The 24,329-nt window shown below is 69.2% G+C and carries 23 protein-coding genes, 1 tRNA gene and 6 pseudogenes; 9 read left to right on the top strand and 21 right to left on the bottom strand.

All coding sequences use genetic code 11. The features are described 5' to 3' along the window. Nucleotides 1-48: 48 nt before the first annotated feature. Nucleotides 49-666 (top strand): TIGR03086 family metal-binding protein, encoded by a 618-nt coding sequence (locus tag ACWEJX_RS28320; protein ID WP_451610248.1) that lies wholly within the window; start codon nt 49-51, stop codon nt 664-666. 431 nt (nt 667-1,097) lie between these two features. Here ACWEJX_RS28320 and ACWEJX_RS28315 read toward each other — a convergent pair whose 3' ends face one another. Together ACWEJX_RS28315 and ACWEJX_RS28310 are read right to left on the bottom strand one after the other, a co-directional pair. Beyond that, nucleotides 1,098-1,616 carry a hypothetical protein gene (locus ACWEJX_RS28315; RefSeq protein WP_451610247.1) on the bottom strand — a complete coding sequence of 173 codons (519 nt, stop codon included), beginning with the start codon at nt 1,614-1,616 and terminating at the stop codon, nt 1,098-1,100. A gap of 226 nt (nt 1,617-1,842) precedes the next feature. Beyond that, entirely contained in the window at nt 1,843-2,148 is a 306-nt protein-coding gene (locus ACWEJX_RS28310) for a hypothetical protein (RefSeq protein ID WP_451610246.1), read from the bottom strand. A 92-nt stretch (nt 2,149-2,240) separates the two neighbouring features. Here ACWEJX_RS28310 and ACWEJX_RS28305 point away from each other — a divergent pair, with 92 nt between their 5' ends. Together ACWEJX_RS28305 and ACWEJX_RS28300 are read left to right on the top strand one after the other, a co-directional pair. Then, the gene (locus ACWEJX_RS28305; RefSeq protein ID WP_451610245.1) at nt 2,241-3,305 is read left to right on the top strand and encodes an endonuclease domain-containing protein; all 1,065 of its coding nucleotides are present in this window, start codon (nt 2,241-2,243) and stop codon (nt 3,303-3,305) included. Continuing rightward, entirely contained in the window at nt 3,302-3,883 is a 582-nt protein-coding gene (locus tag ACWEJX_RS28300; RefSeq protein ID WP_451610244.1) for an HAAS signaling domain-containing protein, read from the top strand. Before ACWEJX_RS28305 ends, ACWEJX_RS28300 begins: the two co-directional genes overlap by 4 nt. 562 nt (nt 3,884-4,445) lie before the next feature. Here the strand turns inward: ACWEJX_RS28300 and tpg (ACWEJX_RS28295) are convergent. From tpg (ACWEJX_RS28295) to ACWEJX_RS28285, 3 genes and pseudogenes are all read right to left on the bottom strand, one after another. After that, nucleotides 4,446-5,002: pseudogene (gene tpg, locus ACWEJX_RS28295) on the bottom strand (telomere-protecting terminal protein Tpg). Then, nucleotides 5,002-5,589: pseudogene (locus ACWEJX_RS28290) on the bottom strand (telomere-associated protein Tap); the annotation flags it as partial. The pseudogenes ACWEJX_RS28290 and tpg (ACWEJX_RS28295), both read right to left, overlap by 1 nt. 117 nt (nt 5,590-5,706) lie before the next feature. Beyond that, on the bottom strand, nt 5,707-7,011 hold the full coding sequence (locus ACWEJX_RS28285) for a DUF4241 domain-containing protein (protein ID WP_451610243.1): 1,305 nt from the start codon (nt 7,009-7,011) through the stop codon (nt 5,707-5,709). A 298-nt stretch (nt 7,012-7,309) separates the two neighbouring features. Here ACWEJX_RS28285 and ACWEJX_RS28280 point away from each other — a divergent pair, with 298 nt between their 5' ends. Next, entirely contained in the window at nt 7,310-7,450 is a 141-nt protein-coding gene (locus tag ACWEJX_RS28280; protein WP_451610242.1) for an ArsR family transcriptional regulator, read from the top strand. A gap of 41 nt (nt 7,451-7,491) precedes the next feature. On the opposite strand, the gene ACWEJX_RS28275 is transcribed toward ACWEJX_RS28280, so the two are convergent. The 3 genes from ACWEJX_RS28275 to ACWEJX_RS28265 all read right to left on the bottom strand — a co-directional run bounded on the left by ACWEJX_RS28275 (nt 7,492) and on the right by ACWEJX_RS28265 (nt 8,808). Beyond that, complete coding sequence (locus tag ACWEJX_RS28275) at nt 7,492-7,827, bottom strand: DoxX family protein (protein ID WP_451610241.1); 336 nt, start codon at nt 7,825-7,827, stop codon at nt 7,492-7,494. An 82-nt stretch (nt 7,828-7,909) separates the two neighbouring features. Continuing rightward, nucleotides 7,910-8,263, bottom strand: a complete 354-nt coding sequence (locus ACWEJX_RS28270) for a DoxX family protein (RefSeq protein ID WP_451610240.1) — start codon at nt 8,261-8,263, stop codon at nt 7,910-7,912. A 173-nt stretch (nt 8,264-8,436) separates the two neighbouring features. Further along, the gene (locus ACWEJX_RS28265; protein WP_451610239.1) at nt 8,437-8,808 is read right to left on the bottom strand and encodes a hypothetical protein; all 372 of its coding nucleotides are present in this window, start codon (nt 8,806-8,808) and stop codon (nt 8,437-8,439) included. A gap of 3 nt (nt 8,809-8,811) precedes the next feature. On the opposite strand from ACWEJX_RS28265, the gene ACWEJX_RS28260 reads away from it, so the two are divergent. Next, nucleotides 8,812-9,576, top strand: a complete 765-nt coding sequence (locus ACWEJX_RS28260; RefSeq protein ID WP_451610238.1) for a helix-turn-helix domain-containing protein — start codon at nt 8,812-8,814, stop codon at nt 9,574-9,576. Nucleotides 9,577-9,699: 123 nt separating this feature from the next. Here the strand turns inward: ACWEJX_RS28260 and ACWEJX_RS28255 are convergent, their stop codons facing one another. From ACWEJX_RS28255 to tap, 6 genes and pseudogenes are all read right to left on the bottom strand, one after another. Further along, the gene (locus ACWEJX_RS28255; protein ID WP_451610237.1) at nt 9,700-10,320 is read right to left on the bottom strand and encodes a LysE family translocator; all 621 of its coding nucleotides are present in this window, start codon (nt 10,318-10,320) and stop codon (nt 9,700-9,702) included. A gap of 455 nt (nt 10,321-10,775) precedes the next feature. After that, entirely contained in the window at nt 10,776-10,973 is a 198-nt protein-coding gene (locus ACWEJX_RS28250; protein ID WP_451610262.1) for a hypothetical protein, read from the bottom strand. A gap of 287 nt (nt 10,974-11,260) precedes the next feature. Then, a pseudogene (locus ACWEJX_RS28245) lies at nt 11,261-11,440 on the bottom strand (ATP-binding protein); the annotation flags it as partial. Nucleotides 11,441-11,543: 103 nt separating this feature from the next. Further along, complete coding sequence (locus ACWEJX_RS28240; RefSeq protein ID WP_451610236.1) at nt 11,544-12,047, bottom strand: NUDIX hydrolase; 504 nt, start codon at nt 12,045-12,047, stop codon at nt 11,544-11,546. 234 nt (nt 12,048-12,281) lie between these two features. After that, a complete protein-coding gene (gene tpg, locus ACWEJX_RS28235) occupies nt 12,282-12,836 on the bottom strand; it encodes a telomere-protecting terminal protein Tpg (RefSeq protein WP_451610235.1) in 555 nt (184 codons plus the stop codon). A gap of 3 nt (nt 12,837-12,839) precedes the next feature. After that, nucleotides 12,840-14,987 carry a telomere-associated protein Tap gene (tap, locus tag ACWEJX_RS28230; protein ID WP_451610234.1) on the bottom strand — a complete coding sequence of 716 codons (2,148 nt, stop codon included), beginning with the start codon at nt 14,985-14,987 and terminating at the stop codon, nt 12,840-12,842. 336 nt (nt 14,988-15,323) lie between these two features. Here tap and ACWEJX_RS28225 point away from each other — a divergent pair. Then, nucleotides 15,324-15,485 (top strand): annotated as a pseudogene (locus ACWEJX_RS28225) (zeta toxin family protein); the annotation flags it as partial. A gap of 132 nt (nt 15,486-15,617) precedes the next feature. On the opposite strand, the gene ACWEJX_RS28220 reads toward ACWEJX_RS28225, so the two are convergent. Together ACWEJX_RS28220 and ACWEJX_RS28215 are read right to left on the bottom strand one after the other, a co-directional pair. After that, nucleotides 15,618-15,736: transfer RNA gene (locus ACWEJX_RS28220), tRNA-Arg, on the bottom strand. 261 nt (nt 15,737-15,997) lie between these two features. Continuing rightward, complete coding sequence (locus tag ACWEJX_RS28215) at nt 15,998-16,693, bottom strand: DUF1963 domain-containing protein (protein WP_451610233.1); 696 nt, start codon at nt 16,691-16,693, stop codon at nt 15,998-16,000. Between the two features lie 347 nt (nt 16,694-17,040). On the opposite strand from ACWEJX_RS28215, the gene ACWEJX_RS28210 reads away from it, so the two are divergent. Continuing rightward, a complete protein-coding gene (locus ACWEJX_RS28210) occupies nt 17,041-17,217 on the top strand; it encodes a hypothetical protein (RefSeq protein WP_451610232.1) in 177 nt (58 codons plus the stop codon). A 539-nt stretch (nt 17,218-17,756) separates the two neighbouring features. Here the strand turns inward: ACWEJX_RS28210 and ACWEJX_RS28205 are convergent. The 4 genes and pseudogenes from ACWEJX_RS28205 to ACWEJX_RS28190 all read right to left on the bottom strand — a co-directional run bounded on the left by ACWEJX_RS28205 (nt 17,757) and on the right by ACWEJX_RS28190 (nt 21,210). Continuing rightward, nucleotides 17,757-18,026 carry a hypothetical protein gene (locus tag ACWEJX_RS28205; protein ID WP_451610231.1) on the bottom strand — a complete coding sequence of 90 codons (270 nt, stop codon included), beginning with the start codon at nt 18,024-18,026 and terminating at the stop codon, nt 17,757-17,759. Nucleotides 18,027-18,868: 842 nt separating this feature from the next. Then, nucleotides 18,869-19,102: a hypothetical protein gene (locus tag ACWEJX_RS28200; RefSeq protein ID WP_451610230.1), complete on the bottom strand. Its 234-nt coding sequence runs from the start codon at nt 19,100-19,102 to the stop codon at nt 18,869-18,871. Between the two features lie 1,473 nt (nt 19,103-20,575). Further along, nucleotides 20,576-20,662 (bottom strand): annotated as a pseudogene (locus tag ACWEJX_RS28195) (IS5/IS1182 family transposase); the annotation flags it as partial. 41 nt (nt 20,663-20,703) lie between these two features. Beyond that, nucleotides 20,704-21,210: a DinB family protein gene (locus tag ACWEJX_RS28190; RefSeq protein WP_451610229.1), complete on the bottom strand. Its 507-nt coding sequence runs from the start codon at nt 21,208-21,210 to the stop codon at nt 20,704-20,706. Between the two features lie 338 nt (nt 21,211-21,548). On the opposite strand from ACWEJX_RS28190, the gene ACWEJX_RS28185 reads away from it, so the two are divergent. Next, entirely contained in the window at nt 21,549-22,085 is a 537-nt protein-coding gene (locus tag ACWEJX_RS28185; RefSeq protein WP_451610228.1) for a GNAT family N-acetyltransferase, read from the top strand. Nucleotides 22,086-22,517: 432 nt separating this feature from the next. On the opposite strand, the pseudogene ACWEJX_RS28180 reads toward ACWEJX_RS28185, so the two are convergent. Continuing rightward, a pseudogene (locus ACWEJX_RS28180) lies at nt 22,518-22,774 on the bottom strand (IS701 family transposase); the annotation flags it as partial. 231 nt (nt 22,775-23,005) lie between these two features. On the opposite strand from ACWEJX_RS28180, the gene ACWEJX_RS28175 reads away from it, so the two are divergent. Next, a partial coding sequence (locus ACWEJX_RS28175; protein WP_451610227.1) for a sensor histidine kinase occupies nt 23,006-24,329 on the top strand: 1,324 nt, incomplete at its 3' end.

The raw sequence follows: 24,329 nt of genomic DNA, 5'->3' as shown, positions 1-24,329 counted from the left end.
TGCCGAAATAGGCCAGGAGATGACCTGTTCGGCTTCCAGGATGAGGTCATGACGCAGAACATGGAGAACACCCCGCGGTCCACTGTCACCCCTGACGCCACCGACGACCCCCGCCAGGGCCTGCTGAAAGCAATCGCGCTGGCCGGGCACACCATCGCCGCAGTCCGGCCCGAGCAGTTCGACGGGCCCACGCCCTGCACCGAGTTCACCGTCCGGCAACTGGCCGGGCACCTTGTCGCCGTGCTGCGGCGGATCGCCCTCGCCGGCCGCGGCGGCGACGTGATGACTCTGCCCACGGTCGCCGACGACCTTGCGGACACCGCATGGCAAGAGGCGTGGGACGCCGCGGTGCGCGAGGTCGAGGCGGCGTGGGCGGACCCCGAGGTCCTGGGCCGGATACTGAAACTGCCGTTCGGCAGCCTTCCGGGCGGGGCCGCGGCGGCCGTGTGGACCTCGGAATTCACCGTGCACACCTGGGACATAGCCACCGCGACCGGACAGTTCCCGGACTGGGATCCCCAACTCGTAGCGATCTCGTACGCCGCCATGAAGCGCGGCCTGCCCACCGGGCCACGTGACGGCGCACCGTTCGCGCCCGCGGTGGACATCGACGCGGACGCGCCGGCCATCGACCACCTCGTGGCATGGTGCGGACGCAAGCCGTAATCAGCAACCGAACAGGCACGGCACGGCGCTCGCGGCGCCCCCATCGCCGGGACGCCCTCCCCGCACGTCAGGGCAGGGAGGGCGCTCCATTCCGGACGCGGAGCGGCCAGTGGAGCGGCCCGGCCGCGGGCCTGACAGTGCGTCCCGGTGTGGGCCCGGGTGCCTGTGCCGCACAGGTCGGCAAAGGGCAGCCCGGGCGCAACTCGCGCCCACGGTCTTTGCGAAACCCTTCATCAGGAAGCCTCCCCCGCCCGGACACGAGCCCATCACGCAGGACACGAGCCCATCACGAGTGAGCACCGGCTGAACGGGGCTTCGGGCAGGCCATCGAAAGGTCGCTCGTCAAAGACCGGGCGGTGAGCGACAGGACCCCAGCGAGACCACAGACGAGATGCGTCGAACCAGCAACGCGACCAGACAGCCGAGATGCGTCAGGCCATGGACGCAGCCAAGCGGCAGGGGCTGCAGAAGGCCTGCGCGCCCACGCCGCCCAGATCCACGCCGACACCGAAGACCGGCAGACAACGCGGAGCCGGCCCGGCAAACCCGCGTCCAGTGGACCCGCTGCAGACCGAGAACACCACCAGCCAACTGACCGAAGGCCCACACAGGCCGCGGCGCACGACGGGCCGGCAGTCAGAGTGCGTCACCGGAGCAGCAGAAAGCGGCACACGATGCCAGGGCCGGCCGCAGAGGCACGCCGGGGCGCGGGTCGCGTCGCGCAGGGCGCGACCGCCGTGGCCACCAGGCAAGCCCAGTGCCACGGCGACGCCGTCGTCGACTTCCTCGCTCCGCCAGCCATGAACATCCAACAGCCGGCCGTCCAGCGGCCCGCCGACCAGCCCGGCAAAGGTCCGGTACGAGAACGGACCGAGGTTCGGATCGTCGTGGCCGTGCCCGCAGACCCGGCCGCGCAGCAGCTGCTCTGGCGCCGCCGTCCTGTACGCCACGCACGAGCCGGAGCTGACTGACTTCTACGCACGGCTCGGCCTTCATCCTCTCCCCCGACGGCATCGGCATCCCGACCCCGACCGGGCTGATCTGCCACGGCCCGATCAAGGGCTCCCGCTTCTCGGTGAAGCCACTGCGCACCGGTATTCAGATGGAGCCCATGGCCGCACGGTGCGGGCGGCAGCTCGTCGTCCCGGGTGTCCTGCTTGTTCCTGCGCGCTGGCGTCAGCGGCGGATGACATTGGAGCCCGCGTCGTTGACGGCGCGGGTCCACACGTCGCGGTCGAACCACTTGGAGATGTTCGGCTGCAGCTCGATGACGATGCGCATCCTCGCTTCCCCCTCGTGTCCGGCCGGGCCGCGGCTGCCGGTGCAGCCGGTGCAGCCGTCCTCGCCGTGGATGTGGTCGGCCATCCAGGCGTTGACGGCGACGTCGATGATGACCGCGTACAGATTGCCACCGGTCTGCGCCAGGGAGTCCGGCACTCGGGCGAGGACCAGGGCGAGCTCTGGGTTGTCGATCGGCGGCATCGGGGCCCGGACAGCGGTGGCGCGAAGAGGGCCGCGGCGAGGACGAGGACGCCTGGAACCGCGCTGACTGGCGCGGCCAGATCGCCGGCTGGATGTACCACGAGGCCCTGTCCAAGGAGACGGCCCACCGGCCGTACACCGAGCGCAGCGGGTGGGCGCGGCTCGGGAAGAACGGCCTGCCGGGCGAGCTGACGTGGGAGGAGTTCGTCTCCGCGCGGAACGGATCCGGGAGCTCTTCCACGATCGCCGGCCCCTGCCCCCTGGAGCTGCTCACCCGGAGCGAGGGCCGCTGGTGGCTGCCCCGCGCCTACGCCGACCTCCTTGACCGGTGGAAGACGCTGGAGGCGAAGCTCCTCGAGCGAGCGCGGCTGTGCTCGCGGTGCGGGGCGCGAGGGCCGCGCTGGAGCGGCTGGAGCGGCTGGAGGACGCCGACCAGGACCGGGTACGTGACGATGTGCCGGCCGTGCTCGGAGGCGGAGTTCACCGCGTACTCCGGGCCCCTGCGCGCAGTGCCGTACGGGCAGGTGCGGCCCGGAAGTTTGCGGGCCGACGACTACCTGTGCCGACTGCGCCAGTCGAGCAGGGCCTCGATGTGGGACCACTGCCATGAACACGACCTGCTCCGCAGCCCGGTCTGCGCCAGCTGTAACCCCCTCGAGGGCGAGGGCATCCCGGAGCACCTGCTGCGGCGGGAGGAGGTCGCTGCGCACCTGCTGGAATGCAGCCGCTGCCGCAAGGAGCGGACCCTTCCCCTCACGGTTCCACGCCGCGATGGCCGGTTCCGCCTGGAAGACGAGGCCCGGCACGTCAGCTGCCCGCTGCAGCCGCACGTGCGACACCGGGACACCACGACGGCCGGACACGTCGTCGACCTGCACTGCGACCGGCACTGCACGAAGAGGTGGAGGCAGGAAATGCCGGCCGCCGAGGCTCTTGAGCTGGTCCGCGTCTTCGTCGACCAGGCCCTCGTGGCCGGACAACCCGGGGCCGGGGTGCCGGGCCCGCGAGCGGCTGCCGACACGAATGCGCAGACGTCACGAGGCCCCCGTAATGTGCGCGGGACAGCGCTTGATTGTCGGACCGGTCTGGCACGATGCGGGCTCCTCGACACCGAGTTGCGCGAGTCGCCGAGCGAACAACAGGGGGAACCTTCATGAACACCATCGACCATCCACTCGTGGCCGCCTACCTCGACGCCGTCGCGCGCGAGACGGCCGAACTGCCCGCCGAGCGCCGGGCCGAGCTCCTGGCGGACCTGCGCGAGCACATCGAGGCGAGCCGCGCCGAGGGCGAGCAGCAGCTGCGAAAGGTCCTCACGGACCTGGGCGAGCCCCACACGGTGGCCGCGTCCGCGCTCGCCGAGGGGCCGCCCGCGCCACGCCGCGCACAGGGCGGGCCGACGACCACAGTCGCGGGCCCGCCGCCCAGGCGTGCCTGGCCCACCGTCGCCATGCTGACCGTGGCCGGGCCGATGTTCCTGTTCAACATCGTCGTGGGGCTGTTCCTGCTGCTGGCCTCGCTGCTCATGCTGTGGGACTCGCCGCTCTGGGAACAGCGCAGCAGAGTGATCGGCACAGTCACCACGACGGCGGTCCCCATGCTGGTGATCATCGCAGGCCTCCCCCACACCCTCCACGTCACTCATACCGCGCGGCTCGTGATCGTGGTGCTCTCACTCACCGTTCCGGCCATCGGCGCGGCCGTCCTGCTACGCACTGCGCGTCCCACCCCCTGAGCACGGCAAAGGCGCACCTTTCACTCGACACGACGCAGGGAAACGGGCGGGCCTTCCCTCGACACGACGCGGGAAAAGGCCGAGCCTTTTCGACGCGTCCGAAACCCCTACGCCTCGCCCCCCACCGTCCACCCCAAACCAGAAAACGCCATCCCTTCGCAGGGCAGAACCGACCGGCCGCTGGCCGGCGGCCCTGATGACGGGCTGCCGCGACCTGGCAGTGATGAGAAGCTCGGACTCCTGAAGAACATGACGGATCAGGGCCTGAACGACGTGCACAGTTCCGTACCGCACCTCTTCCCGCCCTGAGGCGAGGAGGATGCCGTACGGCGCACCGAGATCCAGTTTCTGCACCTTGTGGTGAACCAGCACGACCAGCCGACGCTCCAGGCGACCAAGAAACCGCTGGAGGTCTTTGCCCGACCGGTCCACAGCGACCCGGATGCGTGACGACCTGCACACCATCACGGCCCGGACGAGCCGGAGCCCGCTTCCGCGCCTTGACCGCAAAGACCGAGCAGGCCCGGACCGTCTGGTCCATGCCCGCTCCACATCCGGAGTTCTACAGCTCGAACTCCAGGTGCTCCACGTCGGTGAACCGGACCTCCTTCAGGGACCCGGCACGTCGGCCGTCGTCCTGGAAGCAGACCTCCTTGAGCGCCTCGGCTGCGATCTCTTGGAGCTGTTGGTCGGTGGCGCCGGCCTCCCGGACGTCGAAGAGGCAGGCGGCGTAGACGGGCGGCAGGACGACAGTCAGGCGCCGGATGCGGTCCTGGTCCGTCGACCCGATCGGCGCGGTGTAGCCCATGCGGACGCGGGTGTCGATGACGATGCCGCCGGTGGTGGCCACCCTCGCCTTGGCCCCGGCCCTGGTCCGGGGTTGCCACCGCTTCTTCACCTCGCGCTCCAGACGCGTGGCGAGGTCTGGGCGGGCTCCTTGATCTGCTCCTCCACGTACCGCTCGACGGTGCGCTGGGAGACCCACAGCACCTGGGCGACCGCCTTCGTGCCATTGAGCTGCTTGACGAGGTACCGCATCCGCGCGCCGGCCGACTTCGGCGCCGGGCGGGTGAACGCCTTCTGCACCGCAGCCTCGAGGCCGTCCCCGAACAGGCTCATCACCTACTCCGTTCTCCGTAGTCGACGTCGGTGACGATGCCGCCCTTGGTGTACCGGGCGAGGTTGAGCCCCGGTGCGTTGAACCACTCGCGGACCTCCTCACCCCACAGCACGGCCTGGGTGCCCTCGAGCTTAACCAGGCCGGGGTTGATGCCGAGCTTGAAGCCGCCGGGCAGCGGCTTGCCCTCCCAGTAGGGCAGGAAGTCCAGCGGACTCTCGCCGGTCGCCGCATAGAGATGCAGTCGGACAGGATCGCGACCGGGTACTGGACGGTGAACGAAGCGTGCTTGACGATCTTCCGGTGGAGGTTGATCCGGGCGCGGGAGATGACTGCCGCCCGGATGTCCGGCCGCCACGTCGGCCGGGACGGGGCCCGCCACGACTCGCCCGGCCTCCAGCCCTCGCCCCGGGGACGCTCGCGCAGCTTGCCCGGGCCGCCCGCCCTTGACCGTCGCCTTGATCGCCGAGACGACGATCGCGAGTTCCGGGTCGCGCTCCTCGTAACCGCCCATCGCCGTCAGGAAGTCCTCCGGCGACAGGTCGGAGTCGACACCGAGGTCGGCCATCGTGGCCAGGTAGGCGTCACGGCGTTCATCCACTGGATCGACTGGTTCACCTGCCACCGACCCCACACCGGCATCTCAGGCCAACGCCCGTCTCCCCCGCCAGCCGCGTCACCAACCTGTCCGAACAACACACCCTGCCTACACAGCCGCATCGGTGGGGGTTCCGTCCCACTCCGGGAGCAGCTCGGGCATCCCCTCCACCAGCACCACGACGCCGGTCACCTCACCGGCCTCGGAACGGCCGACCCACACCGGGTAGGTACCGTCCCCGGTCGTCGCGAAGGACATGAGCTCGCCGCCGGAAGCCTCGTCCCGGGTGCGCTGCATGAACATGGAACCGTCGTCGATGTCCTCGTACCCGTCCAGGTCCGACTCCCCCCGGATCAGACCCCGCTCGAAGAGCGCGATATGCGGATCCCAGGACCCGGCGTCGGCGAAGCAGCCGGTGGCACCGTCGGTGTCGAAGCCGGCTATCTGCTGCTCGATGAACAGCCGGGGATCGTCGTCCGGGCCGAGGGCCATCTCCCAGGTCGCTGCGGGGGTCTCGCTGACGAGCAGGCGGACGGCCGTGGGTTGCGTGGTCGTGACCTCGGCGTCCCGCCACTCGCAGTGGTAGCTGAAGCGGACCCGCGCCTCGTCGAGTACGTACTCCCCGGGCGGGACAGGGACCGTGATGCGCGGCCCGTCGCCGTGGTCGATGTCCGGGCCGGAGACGGCCAGCAGCCCGCTGGGCACGCGCAGGGTGCCGACCCGGCGCGGCTCCACGACGGTCATTTCGGGGTGGTACCCGTCGGTCACGCGAACCCCGGGCCGGAACAACTCGTTGATCGGCCCGGGCTGGGCGGGGCGCGGCGGACGCCAGCAGGTAGCGGGGGCTCCTCCGTCACCTGGCTCGACTGCCTCGGACACCTCAGCCGCCTCGAAGGCCGGCGGATCAATGAGCCCGTGTACCCGGGCCGAGAGCAGCGGCCACTCCCCGAAGGCGGGGCGGTCCATCCAGCGCTCGTCGTCCCGGAGTCCGGGCGAGGTGGCGTAGGAGCTCCCGCACTGCCCCTGCCGCTCCTCCGTCCTTCGGCCCCTCCCGTCCGGGAGGAGGTCCAGGGTGATGCGAGGGCACTCTTTGTCGAACTCCGCCATCTCTGGGCCTGTGTAGTACCAGCCGACGGAGTATCGGCGCAGTAGCCGCGACGGGTCGTCCAGCAGCCGCATGTCCAGATCGTAGGTGCGGCGGCCTTGGGCGTCGTAGACCAACAGCCCGACGTAGTGGTCCCGCCAGCAGACCAGCCGGACTTCCAGCGGGGCCTTGCGACCCGGCTCCCGGTACACCACCACGTACGAAAGCCCAGCGACATCCCGCTCCTGGGCCTCCTCGGCGGACATCGGCCGCCAGGACGCACAAGCCTCCAGGTCCCACGCCTGCGCGTACCCCACCTCGACGACCATTACCGCTCCTCTTCCTGCAACCTGTCTTGGTTCTGCGCCGAGCTGCAAGGTAACCGCCACCCGTGACAACGGCCCTGCTGCGCGGGCGGCGAGCCAGCTCCGGCGCCGAGACGGTCGTGCCGGTGTTCCAGTCCCTGACCCGCTCAGCAAGTGACTTACCAGCGTGAACCGTTGAGCCGCCGCCGACGCGTCTCCGGCACCCACCAAGGCCCGGACTCCGCACGCGCACGCGCACGCGGCCGCGTCGGCGGCCGACCCCACCGTCGCCACCCCGGAGACCATCCGTGCCGCCCGCTCCATGCTCCCCAACCCCGAGAACTCGATCACCTCGACCGCCAAGATCCTCGGCGTCAGCCCCGGCACCCTCTCCAACCACATCTCCGACCTACACGAACTCCGCGCCTTCGGTCGCGTCCCCGGGCAGCTCACCACCGGCTGACCGCTCCCGCTACTGGCCGTTCCGATCCTCCCCGGAGGCCATCACGTGCCGTGGTACATCAAGCTCGCGGCCAGGGCGGCCACCGGCAGACAGAAAAATACGACCCAGGAGCCCAACTGGTAGTCACGGACCCGCAGGTGGGCCCACAACGCACCCAGGAAGTACAGCACGAGACCGGCGGCGGCGAGCGTGCGCAGCACCGGCACGGCGAACCCGGCCAGCAATCCCAGCGCCCCCGCCGCCAACAGTGCTCCCAGCGGGCGCATCCAGGACCGCGGCACGCGCAATTTGTCGGCCTGGCTCTTGGGGTACTCGTGGCCGATGAAGTTGGGTATGGCGGCCGAGCCGTTGACGGCCGAGGTGAGGATGATGATCACGAGGTAGGTGGCGAACGCGAAAGTCTCCTTCTTCGGGCCTTGGCGTCGCGAAGTCGGTCCGACCAGGCTTCCCAACGCTTTCTCAGGCGCTTTGCAGGGCGAATATGAAGGTGGCCGTGCTGAGCACGAGCATGCCGGTGGCGTTGAGGAAGAGGTTGCGTCCCAGGTCGCGGGCGCGAATGTGCATGCCCACGGCGGTGAGGAAGTAGCAGACGACGGCGGCGCTGGTCAGTACCGCCAGCGGGGCGGACCAGATGCCCGCGACCAGTCCTGCGGCCGTTACGGTCTTCAGCAGCGGCAGGAGCGGCCAGAACCGGCGGGGGAATCCGACGTCCCGCAGGCAGTCACGGATGAAGCCGACCGGCTTGAGGCACATCGCGGCGTCCGCGAGGTGGATGACGGCGAGGCCGGCCAGCGGCCACCAGGGCTCGACCACGTTTTCGCCCCTTCAAAGGTTCGGATATGGGCGCGTTGAGCAGGCGCACATCTGAGAGACGGGCGCCGCGGCGATTCGTGACATCGTCACCGAAAGCCCGCCGAGGGCCCGTGGTCGGGGCGTGGCGGCCGAGGAGCGGGGGTCGGCGTCCTTCGTCCTCGTCGGGTTCCGCATCAAGCGGCCGCCTCGGCGACCGCGATCGCCCAGTAGATGTAGAAGAGGTTGACCACGACCCGCGCCGCCGCTCCGACCGGCCGCTCCAGGAACCGGGCCCGGTCGGCACGCGCGGACCGCAGAGCATCGATGTGGGAGACCAGATAGATGGTGATCAGCGCGGCGGCGGCCCACCCGCCCGCCGCACGCCACCGCGGGGTGAGCACCAGCGCGCCTACCGTGATCTCCGCCGCGCCGGCGGTGGCGACCAGGAGCCCCGGCCGGGCAAGCCACCTCGGAACCAGGGTGCGGAAGTAACCGGGCACCACGAAGTGCGCCACCCCCACCCCCGACAGGAAGACCCCCAGCGAAACGGCCGCGATACGGTTCATGGCGTGAGCATCGCCCCTGCCCGCGCATGGGCGCTTGAACGAAACGATCGCCGTCTGGTGTTCGCCTCGGATCCGAACGGGGCGATGTTCGCCGAGACCGGCGCGTTCAGCGTCACCGCGCACCGCCACCCAGTGTGGAAGGTCGTCCTGTCGCCCGACGGGCTCGTCGGGACCGGGCTGTCAGGAAAGCGTCCGGTCACCTCGGCCGGCGTGATCGTGCCCCCTCGGCTCGTCCACACGGCCAGCGCCTCGTCCTCCTACACCGCCCTGTTCCTCGACCCCTGGAAGCTGCCTCCCGACCTGGGCCTGGCCCACCTCGACCGGGCCGCCGTGCGCCGCGTCCTCGCCGCCCTGGGCCCAGACGCGGTACCTGGACCGGACGCCGACCTCGCCGCAGCCGCAGCCGCAGTCGAACTCAACGCTCTGACCGGGGCCGCGCACCGCCTCGATCCCCGCGTAGCCCATGCGATCGGGGAATGCATCCGCGACACCCCGCCCGCGGAGATCGGCTCGATCGCCGCCGACGTCGGGTTGTCTCCGGCACGTCTGCGCGTCCTGGTCCGTACGTCAGTGGGAGTGCCGCTCGTGCAGCTCAGGATGTGGGCGCGCTTGCGGGCCGCCGTTGCCGCCCTGCCAGGAAGCACGGTGGCGGCGGCCGCCGCGGCGGCCGGCTTCGCCGATCAAGCCCATCTCGCCCGCACGGCCCGCAGCCTTCTCGGCCGCACACCCGCCTCCATGGGACAGCCCCCGGTCTGCCGGGTGCCCTGAACCGGCCGCCCGATCGGCTCCCTGCTCAGAGGCTGGCGCCGCCAGTAGTAGTGGCAGGCAGAACGGTTGAGCACGTCACACCTCGGCGGTCTGGTCAGACGTGACCCACGGCGTCAGCCGTCGTCAGCTCTCGACAGCCATCCGAACGCCAAGAAGGACCAACACAGTGCCGGAGACCCGCTCGAGGCGCTGGCGCACCTTGGCTCGGGAGATGATCTTCTTCATGCGGCCGACGAACCATACATAGAGTCCGTAGTAGCCGACCTCGAAGACGGCCCAGATGGCCGCCAGGCCGATCATGGTGGGCAGATGAGGGGCGCCTGCAGGCACGAACTGCGGCAGGAAGGACATCGCGAACACTGCGGCCTTGGGGTTGGCGAGGTTCAGCAGCAGGCCCGAGCGGTACGCAGCCCAGCCCGAGCGCACTGCCGGTGAATCCTGGCTCGCCTCTTCTCCCTGCTCGCTACGAGCGTCCAGCAGCGTCTTGATACCGAAACCGACCAGAGTCACGGCACCGGCGATCCGCATGATGTCGTACGCCAACTGGGAGGCCGCAAGGAGTGCAGTGAGCCCGAATGCCGCAATGACACCCCAAGTGAAGACGCCAGTCTCATTACCCAGCACAGTGAGGAAACCGGCACGCCGGCTGCGCAAGGACTGTCGGATGATCAGCATCGTGCTCGGGCCGGGCGAGGCCGCGATCAGGGTGCAGGCGCCGAGAAAGGCGAAGAGGGTGCTCAGCATGCGCCCCATCGTGGAGTCCCGCTGCCGATCATGTCCATAGGCGCCCTTGCCTGGCCGACCCGGACTTGGTCCGCCGCTACCGGGAGAACCTGCCGCTGACCGAGTCCGGCCCGGCCACGTTCTACGGCGGTGGACAGGCCGGCTACACCGACTGCCCGTTCCACCTGGCGTGACGGCGTGCCGAGCGGGTCGGCAGCAGCCGGGCGCTGAGCAGCACCCTGACCTGGTTTCGACGCTCATTCCACGCCCGCCTCATCGTCCCCGTACATCGCCTCCGCGGGTCCCGCAGAGGCCGCAGCCCGCCGCGGACCGGCTCGGCTGCTTCCCCTCACAGGAATGCGGACGGGCGGGCGCCTTGTCGGCGCCGGCCCGAGGGGTCATGAGAGCGACGGCAGAGGGGAACTGGCACCTATCGTGTCCCGCCATATCTGTCCCGCCAGAGCCCTGTACTCGGATCAGTTGTGGTCACCGCGGCGGGAGTGACCACGCCGAAAAGCTCCGAGGCTCCATTGAGTCAGCAAGAAGATGGTGGGGACGGCCACCACGTGCAGTATGGGGAAGTCACCGCCGAACTTGACGGTGAGTATGGCCATTCCGGCGCAAGCGAGAAGCAGGTAGGGGCGCTTGAAGACGCTGCCGACGGCGATCTCCACGCGATGGAATCCCCGCGCTCCGTTGATGCGGTGCCAGTCTGACGGTGACATGACGTCAGCGTAGCCCCGTGAGGCCATGTCGATGTGATAATTGCCCCCGGGGGGCGAAGTGGCGGCTGGCCCCCTGCCGGTGAATCTTCAGGCGGCCGCCGCCACGCGTTTCGCGGTGCTGCCGGCCAGGCGGAAGGACCGGGTGCCGGTCTCGATGATGTGGGCCTCGAAGGTGAGCGGTTGACGATGGCCTGACAGAGCCGCTTGTCGGCGAAGGTCTGGTCCACTTCGTTGAACGGCCGGTTCGAGGCGATCGCGATCGCGTGCCGTTCCTCGCGTTCGGTGAAGATCTGGAACAGCAGCTCGGCACCGTGCCCGTCGAGCGTGACGTAGCTGAGCCCGTCGAGACGGAGCAGGTCGACGCAGCCGTACTTCTTGATCGTACGGCCCAGGTGGTTGTCGCTGGCGGCTTCCACTGGCTCCGCACCACCGACCACCAGCCCTGCTACGGCACGCTCACCACGCCGCGCACTTGGCCAAGGCGGTCGACAGACTCTGAGCCTGAGCGGATGGGCGAGGTCAGGGCCGCGCGGTCCGGAACGCCAGATAGCGGCTGAAGGCTTCGCTGCTGTCGGGGGTGAAGTGCCCCTCCAGCAGAGCCGACCGCAGCTCCGGCTCGGTCAGCCAGCCATGCCAGGCGACCTCATCCGGATCGAGGACCACGGCGTCCGGCACCACGGCTTCGTGCACGCCGAGCCAGTGAGGGCTCAAGCCGCTGCGGTTGATGAACGTGAACAGCAGGCGCGGCAGCGCACGAATGCCTACCTCTTCGGCCAGCTCCCTCGCGGCGGCCTGTTCATAGGACTCGCCGACATGTGCGGCGCCGCCGACCCCGACCTCATAGAGCCCCGGGAAGCGCGATACATGCTCCGACCGTCGGTGGACCAAGATCCGTCCACGCTCATCACGGCACACCGTCACGGCGACTCGGTGCAGCCAACCCTCCCGGATGGCTTGCCGGCGGCTGACCACCATCCCCAGCAAACGATCTTGACCGTCGACACGCTCCACCACTTCATCCATGGGCACACCCTGGCAGAGCCCACTGACAACGCCGCTTCTCTGAGCCCGCAGAGGCCGACCCAGGGAACCGGAACGAGGAGGCCGGACGCGGATGGTCACAGTTGTCGACCTGTCGCGTTCAGGCTCAACCGCTCACAACCGTCGTCCGTCGTCGGTGACAACCAGCCTGCCTATGTGACAACCATCGTGCTTCGGCTCAACAGCTCTGCGTGGCTCACATCAAAGACTCCGAAATCAGTAGTCCAAATCCAAATAGTCGATGTCGTTGATTTCCACGTCCGTCAGTCCCATAGCGCGGACGCCGCCGTCCTGGAAATACACTTCCTTAAATCCTTCGGCGATGATTCTGCGCATGTCCTGGTCGCTGGCTCCCGCGTCGCGGGCGTCGAACAGCCGCTGCGCGTACGCCGGGGGAAGGTGCACGGTGAGTCGGCGGAAGCGTCCGTCGTCGGTCGTGCCGACCGGCGCCGCGTAGCCGAAACGGGCCCTCGTCTCCACGGTGATCCCGCCGGTGGTGGCGGCCTTCTTCTGCCGGCGCTTGCGCACCAGGGGCTGCCAGCGTTCGCGGACCATCGCCTCGATCTTCGCGGCCACGTCGGGGCGGGCGTGCTTGCGGGCGCCGCGCCGGTAGCGGTTGACGGAGTCGGCCGTGACTCCGGCTTCGTCGCCGATCTCCTGGGCGCTGAGGTACTTGCGCAGGAAGCCGACCTGGCCCTTGAGGGTCTTGGGCGGGGCCTTGGTGAAGACTTCCTGGTCGGCGCGCTCGATCGCGTTGTGGATGTCCGTCACGGCCTACTCCCCTTCGTCCATGACGGCGTCGCCGCCCTTGATGTGGCGGGCGGGGTTGAGGCCCTGTTCCATCAGGTCGACCGCCCAGAGCATCGACTGGACGCCTTCCAGCTTCGCCAGGCCCGGGCTGGGCCCGAGGCGGAAGGCGCCGGGGATAGGCTTGCCGGATTCCGCGTACGGGAGGAAGTCGAGCGGGCTGGGGCTGGGGGCGGGGTAGACGACGCAGTCGGAGAGCACCGCGAGCGGATACAGTCCGGTCATCTTGGCCATGTTGAGCATCTTGCGGTGCATGTTGACGCGGGCCTTGGAGATGACGGCGGCGCGGATGTCGGGGCGCCAGGTCGGGCGCTGCATGGCCGGCCATGGGTCGCCGTCCTTGTAGCCCTTTCCTTGCGGGTTCTCGAAGAGTTTGCCGATGCCGCCCTTGATGGTGGCCTTGATCGCCGCGAGCACGGCGGCCATCGCAGGGTCGATGTCCCTGTGGACCTCCATCGCGGCGAGGAACTCGGCGTCGGTGAGGTCCTTGGTGACGCCGAGGTCGGCGAGTGTGTCGACGTAGGCGGTCTTGAGGCGGTCGTGCCAGGGGTCCAGGTATGCGCCGGTCTCACGGCGCAGGTATGCCTCGATGGGCTCGACGTTGTAGCCGAGTTCCTGGGCGTAGGCGACGGTGTGTGTCTGGTACCAGGCCGGTCCCGTCGGGCGCTCACCGGTCGGTGTGAACGGGCTGGGCAGGCGCGGGTCCAGTTCCACGTGGGAGAGGTCGACCAGCCAGGAGCCGGGGACCTTCGGGTAGAACTTCGGGCCGACGAAGTGGTCGGGCGCGGACAGGCCGACGGACAGGCGGGCGGCGGCCGCGAGGAAGGCCGTGTTGAGGTCCAGGCCCACCGCGTACGGCAGCGTGCACTCCTCGTCGGTGAGCAGGTCCACCGGCCGTACCCACTGGTAGGCCTCCTCGTGCAGGAAGCCGCCCTTCCAGCCGATCCGGTGGATCGCGGGGTGTTCGGGCTGACCCTCCGGCGGCGCCGGGTCCATCGGCTCCGTGCCCAGCGAGCCCGGGTTGTGGCCGGGAACCCAGTTGCCGGTCTCCTCGTCGCGCACCGGCCGGGTGGGCGGGCGCAGCGCGGTCATCAGCTCCAGGCCCGAGACGGCTGTGGAGCCGCGCGGGGTGATGACCCGCTGGGCGTAGACGCCGAGGACGCGAGCGACGTCGGCCGGCTCCATCTCGGCAACGCCGGGCCAGGACCGCTCGTCGAGGGCGTCCCACGCCAGGATCGCGAGCTGCACGCACTGCCGCTCGCGGCCCTGGGCCTTGCGGTAGATCCGGGCCCAGGGGCCGAAGCCTCGCTGGGTGAGTTGCCACTTCGCCTTCCGCACCTGCTTGACGACCGGGTGGTCGTCGGGCAGGCGCAGACCGCGGCGGTCCTCGAGATGCTCGGGCAGCCCGAATCGCGTGGCCGCGGCTGCGGTGAGCACGATCAGCGGGTCCTGGTCCTTGCCGTTCTTGTTGAGTTTCGGCGCACCGAGGCCGGACTCCTTGAGGGTCCACTCCACCAGCTCGGGGATCGTGGTGGCCGGACAGTCCAGCACGATGCCGGCCGTGCCGTACGCGGAGCCGTCGCCGTCCAGCACGGCGAGCGGCCCGTGGGGGAAGCGCGGGTCCAGCGCAGGCGCGGCGGCCTTCTCCTCCGCAGGGCGCCGCGACGACGGCGTCGGGCGCCGCGACGGCGACGTCGGGCGGCGCGACGGCGACGTCGGGCGCGTGGCCGAACGCTCGGGTGCGACCGGCACGACGGGAGCCGGGAGCGGCACGGCCGTCTCCGCCTCCGGCGCGGGGGCGGCCTGCCCGGTGAACATCGCCGGCGGGGCCGGTTGCGGCGCGGCAGCGGGGGCGTTGACGTGCTTGGGGTACTTCGCGGCCCAGCCCTTGAGGAGCCGCTGGTAGGCCGCCAAGCGCGACCCGGTCGGCTCGGAGCGGCCGTTCTCCCAGTTCTTGATGCTCTGCGTCGACTTCAGCTGCAGGGCCTGTGCGAGGCGGGCCTGGGTGATGCCGGCGGCCTCACGCAGCCGGGCACGCTCTGCGGGAGGAGGGAGCTGCGGCTCCTCCTCCAGCAGGGCGTCGATGTTCGCGAACAGCTCTTCCTCAGATGCCACGGGTCTACCTCCAGCCTGGACAGTAGCAGACCTTTACCCAAGTCTTTTACTCGAACATTTAACCCTACTAACGACGTCCCGGCAGTGTTGTATCAAGCCGCCCGACAGACCTGCCGGAACGGCCAGCGTGGCCAACTCGGAGGCGCAAAAGGGCCACCCAGGGGTAGCGGGCGATCAAACTTCGTGGCACGGGATCAAGGCTCGCTGCCGCAGGCCAACAGCCCCCAGAGAGGGCCCATTGAACGAGCACGTGGCCTCGGCGGCATTGAGCGAGGGGCAGCACCGGGGACGTGCTGCACCGGCTGATCCTCCCGGCAGCGACGCGACAACGCCGTACAGCGGGAGAAGCCGGTGATGGTGGTCGCAAGCGGTCCGTCCGGACCCGGGAGGACCGAGACCGGCGACTTGGTCCAGGCGGCCCTCGACCACCAGGGCGGCGCCGTGCACGTCGGCCGTGACTCTACAAGCATGTTCACCGCCAGGACCCCGCCCTCCTGAAGGCGGATGTCCGCACCACCGGGGTGCGAGTCCGCCCGGTGGCCACGTCGTCGGGGACCGGCTCGGGCTCAACTTCTGTGGCCCTGGACCGGTGTCGCAGTGCGAGCGCTGGACAAGCTCGCAGGGCGGCTGCGGTACCGACGGGATTCGAACCCGCGGACAGATAGGGACAGGCCCGCCCCGTCTCCGTCAGTCGCCGTGAACGGGGCCTCGCCCACGTCGATCGCAATGGGCCGCTCTGCCACGGCACCGCAGCCTGCGAGAATGCGCGCCATCCCGCTCCGGCTCACGATAGAGGAGCGCCTTCTGCGCAGCGAGCCCTTATCCAGTGTCAGCAACCACTGCAGTAGGTCCGCAGAAGTTGCGCCAGAACCCGAGACCGAGAGCGTCTGCAGCCCCATGCCGAGAACACCTTCAGTGGGCGCAGATCCGTGTTGCCGAGTTCCGAGAACGGTCGGCCGCTACCCTTCACAGTGTGCTCGTGCCATGCAGCAGGCACGCTGGACCTGCGGTCACGAGCAGTCGAACCAGTGTCCGATGGGGCGCTCTGGGCACGTACGGCACTCGAAGATGTAGACGCCTCCGGCATCGCCGAGGCACAGTCCGGCGGGGTTGTGGGCATCGGCCTTCCAACGCAGGCCGTCCGCATCGTTCTCGTCGGCCCGGTCCTCTTCGGGAAGCCACGTGCGCCAGGACTCGCCGTCGAACTCCCAGCTGGCCACGGTCAGGAGATGCTCCATCCGCCCGCCACACCCTTCGCAGTCGGGCCAGTACGGTTCCTGCGTCCAGCCGGGATAGCCGCCCAGCTTGATCCCTGGCGCCTCCGCGAGGTGGTAGGAGTACCTCAGGCCGGCTTCTGCGAGCAGTGCGTCGAACCGGTCTCTCAGCGCGTCGTAGACGTCATCAGGCAGGTCCCAGCTCGGGTACTCGGTCACCTGCTCGGGGTGAACCACGCAGGAAGCCGGGTACCAGTCCTTGGGAAGCCCGTCCGCCGGTTCCGGGGTTGGCAATACGTCGCCGATGGCGCCGGAGTCCCGCCAGTGGACCCGGGGCGAGGGGTAACAGAACTCGCCGTGGCCGTAAGGGCACCACAAGACCTGGAGCAGGTCCGTCCCCTTGGGAAAGGGCACGCCAGGCGCATCGACACGATGGACCTGCACGATCGGAACCAGGGGTACGGCGGGTTCCGGACCGCCCCCGGAGTCCATGTCGTAGTGCTCTTCCCGGCACACCGGCCATGGCTCCGCGGCAGGCCAGAGCAAAGGACCTCCGACGGAACTGTCCTTGCAGGTCGGAGAACCGGGACGTGGGTGCAGGCGGACGGACTCACGGCGAAAGGGGAGCAACTCAGGAAAGAGGCTCTCCACGTCCACCGGACGGCTGGGTGTGTGGCGGGACATATGCCGAACCCTAGAACCCAGGTATGACAACCGGCCCGCAGGTGCACGACGGCCGGCACATGGCGGCGCCTGTCACCATCGCTGTGTCGCCCCGGTGTTTTCGAAGCTCGACAGCTCCCGCCTCTCTCGACCGAGCGACTGTTCTTCCGTACCCGATGACAAACGTTCCCCGCTGTCACCTCGCCGACGAGAACGAGTTCCGCGCACTGCCGGCCGCCTACCGGAGCTCGGACCACCGGATCGAGGCCTCGGCGGTTGCAAGCACCGCGGCCCTGGCCCAGCTCGGCGCCCTGACCCTCTTCCTCACCGACGGCTTCCGCTACGTGTCGTGAGAGAACCAGGACAGGTGCACGAGTGGGATGCTGCGCACGCTCGCCGTGATCTAAGCGGAGCAGCCGGCGAACCGAGTGCCGGCGGGGCATGGAGCCGATGTACGACAACGAGCTCAGCCGCGAGGGCATCTCGCGCCGGCCGACAGCTGCCGCAATGCTGGCGCAGGCAGAGCACCTGCGCCCGTGGACCGCACGGCAGACTCGCGTGTTCCGCAAGGAACTGACCCATGCGGAGGTCCGGGTTCACGACGAACGGCTTCCGGCCGACGCGCGGCTCGCGGCGTCGCGGGACGCGGTGCGGACAGCCGAGGCCGCCGAGCCGGTACGGCAGATCGCTCACCCGCCACCGGGCCCGCCCGGAACCGGCTACCACCGCCTCGGCGCGTGGCATGACCGCGGTTCTGGCAACGCTCGACCAGGAGCTCGTCACCGTCTCACGCCGGCGCAGCCGTCAAGCGCGCCTCGTGGAGGCAATCCTCCACGTCTCCTCCGCTGCCGCGGGCGCGCTCGAGGCCGCGTATGGTTCGGCACCGTGGGACTCAGGCCACCTCAACCCATGCTGAGCTGATGAAGCAATTGCTGAGCCTGTCTACCTCGCTGTTGTTCGAGGCCCAGGCGCCGTAGATCGTAGTCCGGTACGGCCAGTGGTCGCTGTCGCAGTAGGCCGCCACTCTCATGGGGCCATTGCCCGCGCAACTGGCCGTGGCGGCGGCCGGGTAGGCGTTGACGGTGCATCCCCAGCTCGACGCGCTGGCTGGACTGGAGGTGCCGAGGAGCATGGTGGCTGTGGCGGCGGCGATACCGGTCATCGCCAGAACCTTGCGGAGTCGCATGTGCGTGCCTCTCATGTTGGAGCCCGTGGCTCTTCTTGGTTGCGGGTTCCGTCCCGCTGAGCATGAGCATGCTCAGCAGGTAGCTCCCCGGCCAAAGGGGAGACCGGCGTGTCGCCGCACTTTTCGCCGCCTGGAGCTGGCTGGCTCGGGATCCGGGAACGCAGCGGGTGCCGGAGCCGGCGTCGGTCTGCGAAGCGCACGGCGGCGACGGTGGAGCTCCGCGCGGCCTGCCACCCCGGTCCACTTGCGGTGCGTGTCTCGGCGGCGATCCGGCAGCTCCCGCACAGGCCGCCGGTCTGCACCGGCCGGTCGCACGGCCCGTCATGGCCGCGGCACGCACCCGGCTCGTCCTCGGGCAGGGTGCAGACTATGCACCGCATCCCCGTCATGACGACGCCGCGGTCGCAGCCATCTGCGCGCACCGGCTACTCGCCGCCGAGACAGATCGCGCACAGGTCCTCGCCGGGCACGGCGAGACGCGGGCACGTGCCGTCCTCCCCGCACACGACCGGTGACGCCCGGCGCCAGCGACCTCAGTCTCGAGCTGCGCGTACTTCTCCATCCAGGGCGCCGGCGTCTGGTCTCGGTACTCCTTCTCCTCGCGGAGCCGGACCAGGTCATACACGCCGGCCGGCTGCGCCGGGACCGGCGGGGCGGCGGCAACGGGGCCGACCGCGAACAGACGCCGAAGGCGCCCCGCGACGATCGCGCCGACCGTGGTCAGCCGCGGCTGCGGCAACGGCCGGGCGAACTCGGCGGACGTCCGGCCGCGCGGCTGTGCCGCCACCTGCGGCTGGCCGCGGGCAAGACCCAGCTGCTCAGGCTGTTGCCGCCACCGAGGGTGCCGGACCGTGCGCCGCTTCCGCGACACCGACCTCCACGAGCTGCTGGCCCCCGGCCGCAACGGCCGTCCCAACGGCGTCCTGGAGCCGTTCAAGGCATATCTCAACGCCCGCTTCACCAAGGCCCAAGGCCAGGTCAGCGGCACCCAGCTGTTCCTTGAGATCCAGGCCCGCGGCTACTGCAGCAGTCGCCACGTCGTCCGCAAACACCTGTCTGCCCTGCGGGCAGGCACCGCCGAACCGGTCCGGGCGGACATCCCAAGCCCCCGTAAGATCACTTCGTGGATCAGCGGGCCCCGTGAACGCTCACGGAAAGCCAGGAGGAGCGACTCCTTCAAGTCCGGCTCGCCTGCCCGGACATCCCCCAGGCCTGCGACCTCGATAGGGCGTTAGCCGGCCTGGTCCGCCATCAGCGCGGATACCTACTGCTGGAGGGGATCCGGCAGGCCGAGCAGGACGCACCGGAAGCCGGTGAAGGGCCTCGCAAGGTTTCGTCCGCCAGGACCTCGACGCGGTGACCGCCGGCCTGACTCTGCCCTGGAGCTCCGGGGTCGCTGACGGATACGTGAACCGGGTGAAAACACTCAAGCATGCAATGCACGGCCGAGCCTCGTTCGAACACCTGCGAACCCGCGTCCTCACCCAGCTATGAGCCGCGCTACGGAAACCGCCTCGCCAGCCACCACAATGCCAGGTACGTTCACCTCGTGTGTTACTACGCCGAGAAGCCCTACAAGCTGCATTACGTGTGCGTGCCCTGCCACGTCGCGTTCAAGCGGCACCCCGGGCCCGGCGGACACCCATGCCCCCGATGCTCCGAGCCAATGGTCTGTGCTGGCCATGACTTCGCGGCACCACGGCGCCGAGACACCAAGGCGTGGACCGTCGTTGCAACTGTGCTGGACGCCGGACTGCGTTATGAGGGCCGCGAACCCTGCGGCTGCGGCAAGGACCCCAAGTTCCGCCCCCGTACCCGGGCCCAGTTACGAGCATGTCGAATCACAGCGGCACGAACCGGGACTTCTCTCGCCGAAGTGCTGGGACGCACAGATCCACAGACACTCGCATGATCTGACCCGGTGGTGCATGCGAGGCACATGATTCGCCTCTTCACCCCACAAGGTCATCACGGAACTGCGGCCAGGATCGATTTCAGAGTTCCCCATCACCGCCACGGTGGCGTCACCGGTGACGCACCTCCGCGCTCAGCGAGGGCGGTGCGCTTGCGCCCGCCCTTCGGCAAGATCCCGGCCGCCTTCTTCTCCGCCCCGCCAGTGCCCCGAGGCCGACGGACGGAGTGTCAAAACGGCGGTTCGTCGGAGTGGGCGCAGGGATCGTCTGCCGATGCGCGCCGCGAGCGTTGCTGGAGGACTTGCGCCCCCTTGTCGATGGGCCCGACGTCGATGAGGCCTCTGGTCCGGAGCTCGGTGTTGCAGGTCGGGTGACGTTCGAGAGCGCCGAGGGTCTCCTCGGTGCGGCCGGCCGTGGCGAGGAGGCCGGACAGAGAGCAGGCCGCGTACCAGGTGTCTCCTTCAGGGTGTGTCTGAGCCTGCCCAATCGCTTCGTCGAGCAGGCCGCAGCGGGCCCTGACAAGGAGCCTGATCCGGAAGTCCCATTCCTCCTTGCCCCCGCAGCGCGCCTTGAGTGCATCGAGGTAGGCCAGGCCGTCCTGGGCCAGGCCGCGGTCTCCAGCTTCGAGAAGCAGCGTGGGCTCACGTCGGTGAACGGGGCTACCCAAGAGGGCTCCGACGCAGTGATCACAGCGACCAGTGATCACCCGTGGCGCTCGCCGAGCCGTAACGCTCCCCCATCTACTCGCCGACGGCTCCGTCGATCGCTTCGCGCAGTAGGTCGGCGTGGCCGTTGTGACGCGCATACTCCTCGATCATGTGGGTGACGACGTAGCGGAGTGAGATGGTCTCGCCGCGGAATTCGACGGTGTCGTCGAGGGAATCGAAGGAAGAAACTACGGCGCGGGCACGGGCGCACTCCTCGCGCCAGACTCCGAACGCCTCGCCAACGTCGGCGTCCTCGACAAGGAACTCGGCGAACGTGCCGTCGACCTCGCCGCGCCAAGGCGACTTGACGTCCTCCGCGTTCACGATGAAGCGGAACCAGCTCCGCTCGACGGAGGCCGCGTGGCGCACCAGGCCCAGGAGCGTGAGTCCTGAGGTCGGGATCGCCTTCTGCTTCAGCTGTTCGCCAGTCAGACCCGCGCACTTCATGGCCAGGGTGGCCCGCTGGTAGTCGAGGAACGAGGTGAGCGAAGCACGGTCGTCGGCCACCTTCGAGGGGTGTACGCGCTGGTCATCGTCCACCAGGCAATCATGGCAAGACGCGTACCCGAAGGCCACTCCTGGTCCGCAGGGCGGACGCCAACCCCCAACTACTCCACCGACGCTGAGAGGTCCCAGATCAATTACGGAACAACCTTTAGCCAGCAGGTGGGCCCGAGCGTCGCGGCCGTTGACCGACGCGGTGTCCCGGCGGCGCAACAGGTCGATCGCCTCCTAGATCCGACCCTGCCTCCCTGTCGCGGCGAGCAAGGGGGAGGCGTTGAACGGCTTCGGGCGAAACCTGCCGGACCAACGCGAACCCTGCAATGTCGGCGGAGAATCGCTTGGCTACTGCTCGGCGAAGAGATCATCATGGGGCGATGTCTGAGAACCGATTTGCTGTGGCACCGACCGTCATACGGCTCCCCCAGTACACCAAGGCGGATCAGGAAGAGATCCTCGGCAACAGCGATGACCCCTTCGGTGTCGCCTCGACCGGCCTGACCTGGCTGCCGAAGGAGGAACACTTCGGCATCAGACACGAAGGCCGGCTCGTGGCACACGCCGGCCTCCTGCGGCTGCCGGTCTCGATCGGCGACACCACGACAGAGGTGGTGGGCGTCGGCGGGGTGGCCGTCGCACCCAGCATGCAAGGCCAGGGCCTGGCTCGGCTCGTCGTCAAAGCTGCCATCGAGCACGCCCGTACGATGGGTCCTCAGCACGCACTCCTGTTCTGCCGACCTCCCCTCGTGCCGCTCTACCAGCGCCTCGGATGGCACCCGCTCGACAACAACGTACTCGTCGAACAACCCGAAGATCGCCTGGTGACCATGCCACTGCGGACCATGGTGACACCCCTCCACGACCATGCCTCCTGGCCCACAGGGCCAGTACGACTGCTTTCGCTTCCTATGTGACGGAAACCCACCCAACACGGTGAACAGAGCTCACGCATCACTGTCGAATCCCGGCTACGAACCCCAGCCCACCTCGCGTGATCGATTGCCAACGAATCCATTCGCCGCAGGTCAACTTCACTGTCAAAAGACAACCGGCCCTGGTAAGTCCCTCACACAAACGTCGCTTCGCCGCTCATCACCACGCCTCCGGCCAGCCACTCACCACGCCGCGAAACACGAGCCCAAAGTGATAGGACCGCAACCGCGCTTGTTGCTCCCCCACAGCTTCAGAAAGCGGAGCATGTCCGCGCCGTGCTCCCCCACAGGAAGTACGCTGCCGAGCGCCCTGCGTCCTGAGTGAGCGCAAAAGCTGAGCGGGGAACGGGCAGTTGGCCGGGTCTCGATGTCCGCCTCGTTGACACGCAAGTGAGTGCTAGCTGTAGATCTTGATCACGGCTGTTGGAGGGCCTGACGTTGGTAGTGGCTGCTTCGTCCACGGGCCTGGTGTCGTCGGCGCCAGCATGACCAACTGAGCCAGCGCGCCAGGCCGCGTGGTTGCGAAGGCGGCGAAGAGACGTTGGATCTCGCCGCAGGTCAGCGGGGCCAGCCCTGGCGGCGTGGTCACGGTGGTCCGTTCGCTGGCGGCCGTGACCCCGAGGAATGGGTGCGGCGAGCATGGCCAGGGTGGTCCAGCGATGCCAGGAGGTGCCGTACAGGTTCTCGTCTCCCTCGCGGAGGGCACGGGCCAGGTCGGGCCAAGCCGCTCAGGATCCACACGGCGATCTCGGGTCGAAACCTCGCCGTCTGCCACCCGCTCGGCCACCCACAGCCGGCTGACTTCAGCGAGCCGGTGCTCGACGGCGGTGCACCTAGGTTCACCATGGGATCGGGTGCAGGCTTCATGGCACCGTCCTTCTGCGGTGCCCTAGCGTCGTGCCATGACGATTCCAGCTGGACTGAGACGCACGGTTCTCCGGGCGCGGCGGGACACCGGCTTTCTTGCCGCTGGCGTGCTGCCGCACCTGGCGCTGGTACCAGTGTGGGCCTGGGCGGCGACGACTACCGCCAGGACGGGGAACTGGCTCCTTACGGCTTCCATCTCGGCCGCCCTGGTCCTGCTCGGCGCCCCGGTGCTGACGGCCGTTCAGCGGACTCGCTACCGGGTGCTCATCGGTGTGGACGTCCCCCGGCTCACCCCCACCGCGCCGGAACGACGGACGTGGGCCTCGACCGCCCGGTGGCTCGCGGCGACGCGGCCTTGGCGCAAGATCGGCTACCACCTCCTGCTGGGCCCGCTGCTCGCGCTGCTGGAGCTGCTGGTGCTCGCGGCGGCAGCGGCGTGCCTGGCGGACGTCACTGCCTACGCCTGGTCTTGGGCACTGCCACCCGCAATCCGCCAGGACTGGTTCGGCTACCTGACCCAGCTGCCGGCTTACACAGCGGCTGGACTCCTCCTGCTGTGCGCCCTGCCCTGGACCGCGCGGGCAGTAGCCCGGGCCGAGGCCCGGCTGGCGTTGGGCCTGCTCGGGCCCAGCCGGGCGCAGCGGCTCCAGGAGCGGGTCGATCAGCTGGCCGTGAGCCGGAACGACTTGATCGAGGCTGTCGACGCGGAGCGCCGCCGGATCGAGCGCGACCTGCACGACGGCACCCAGCAGCGGTTGGTGTCTCTCGCGGTCAACCTGGGTCTGGCCCTTGCCACCCGCCCGGACCTGCCGAGTGATGCCCGCGAGCTGATCGCGAAAGCGCACCTGGAGGCGAAGGAGGCGATCGCCGAACTCAATGACCTGGTGCGGGGGCTGCACCCGGCCGTGCTCGAAGACCGAGGTCTGGACGCGGCGTTGACCGGGCTGGCTGCCCGCACGCCCCTGCCGGTGCGGCTGCGGGTCGATCTGGAAGAGCGGGTGGCGCCCAACGTGGAGTCAGTCGCGTACTTCGTGATCTCGGAGGCGCTGACCAATACGACGAAACACGCCCACGCGACGCGCGCAGAGGTGACAGTCAGTCAGGTCGGCGAGGTGCTGCGAGTACGCGTCACCGACGACGGGCTGGGCGGCGCCGACACCGCTGCCGGCACGGGCCTGACCGGGCTGGCCAAACGGGTCGCCTCCCTCGACGGGGCCTTCCACATCAGCAGCCCCGCTGGCGGGCCCACCACCATCACCGCGCTGGCCAGCTCGGCAACGGATCGAACACCGACAGCAGCGTGCCCGTCGTCGTCAACGACATCATCGACGTGGCGTCGATCGCCGCCGGCGACAGCAG

This window comes from Streptomyces sp. NPDC004788, assembly GCF_053601115.1.
Note: the sequence above shows the minus strand (reverse complement) of the source record. Positions and strands in the feature narration are given on the sequence as shown.

Excerpts from the sequence above, each read along its gene's own strand:
- ACWEJX_RS28310 (WP_451610246.1), bottom strand. The coding sequence starts at position 2,148 with ATGCCGCCGATCGACAACCCAGAGCTCGCCCTGGTCCTCGCCCGAGTG.
- ACWEJX_RS28255 (WP_451610237.1), bottom strand. The coding sequence starts at position 10,320 with ATGCTGAGCACCCTCTTCGCCTTTCTCGGCGCCTGCACCCTGATCGCG.
- ACWEJX_RS28215 (WP_451610233.1), bottom strand. The coding sequence starts at position 16,693 with ATGGACTCCGGGGGCGGTCCGGAACCCGCCGTACCCCTGGTTCCGATC.
- ACWEJX_RS28240 (WP_451610236.1), bottom strand. The coding sequence starts at position 12,047 with ATGGATGAAGTGGTGGAGCGTGTCGACGGTCAAGATCGTTTGCTGGGG.
- ACWEJX_RS28320 (WP_451610248.1), top strand. The coding sequence starts at position 49 with ATGACGCAGAACATGGAGAACACCCCGCGGTCCACTGTCACCCCTGAC.
- ACWEJX_RS28300 (WP_451610244.1), top strand. The coding sequence starts at position 3,302 with ATGAACACCATCGACCATCCACTCGTGGCCGCCTACCTCGACGCCGTC.
- ACWEJX_RS28210 (WP_451610232.1), top strand. The coding sequence starts at position 17,041 with ATGACAAACGTTCCCCGCTGTCACCTCGCCGACGAGAACGAGTTCCGC.
- ACWEJX_RS28285 (WP_451610243.1), bottom strand. The coding sequence starts at position 7,011 with ATGGTCGTCGAGGTGGGGTACGCGCAGGCGTGGGACCTGGAGGCTTGT.
- ACWEJX_RS28305 (WP_451610245.1), top strand. The coding sequence starts at position 2,241 with ATGTACCACGAGGCCCTGTCCAAGGAGACGGCCCACCGGCCGTACACC.
- ACWEJX_RS28185 (WP_451610228.1), top strand. The coding sequence starts at position 21,549 with ATGTCTGAGAACCGATTTGCTGTGGCACCGACCGTCATACGGCTCCCC.
- ACWEJX_RS28205 (WP_451610231.1), bottom strand. The coding sequence starts at position 18,026 with ATGACCGGTATCGCCGCCGCCACAGCCACCATGCTCCTCGGCACCTCC.
- ACWEJX_RS28265 (WP_451610239.1), bottom strand. The coding sequence starts at position 8,808 with ATGAACCGTATCGCGGCCGTTTCGCTGGGGGTCTTCCTGTCGGGGGTG.
- ACWEJX_RS28280 (WP_451610242.1), top strand. The coding sequence starts at position 7,310 with ATGCTCCCCAACCCCGAGAACTCGATCACCTCGACCGCCAAGATCCTC.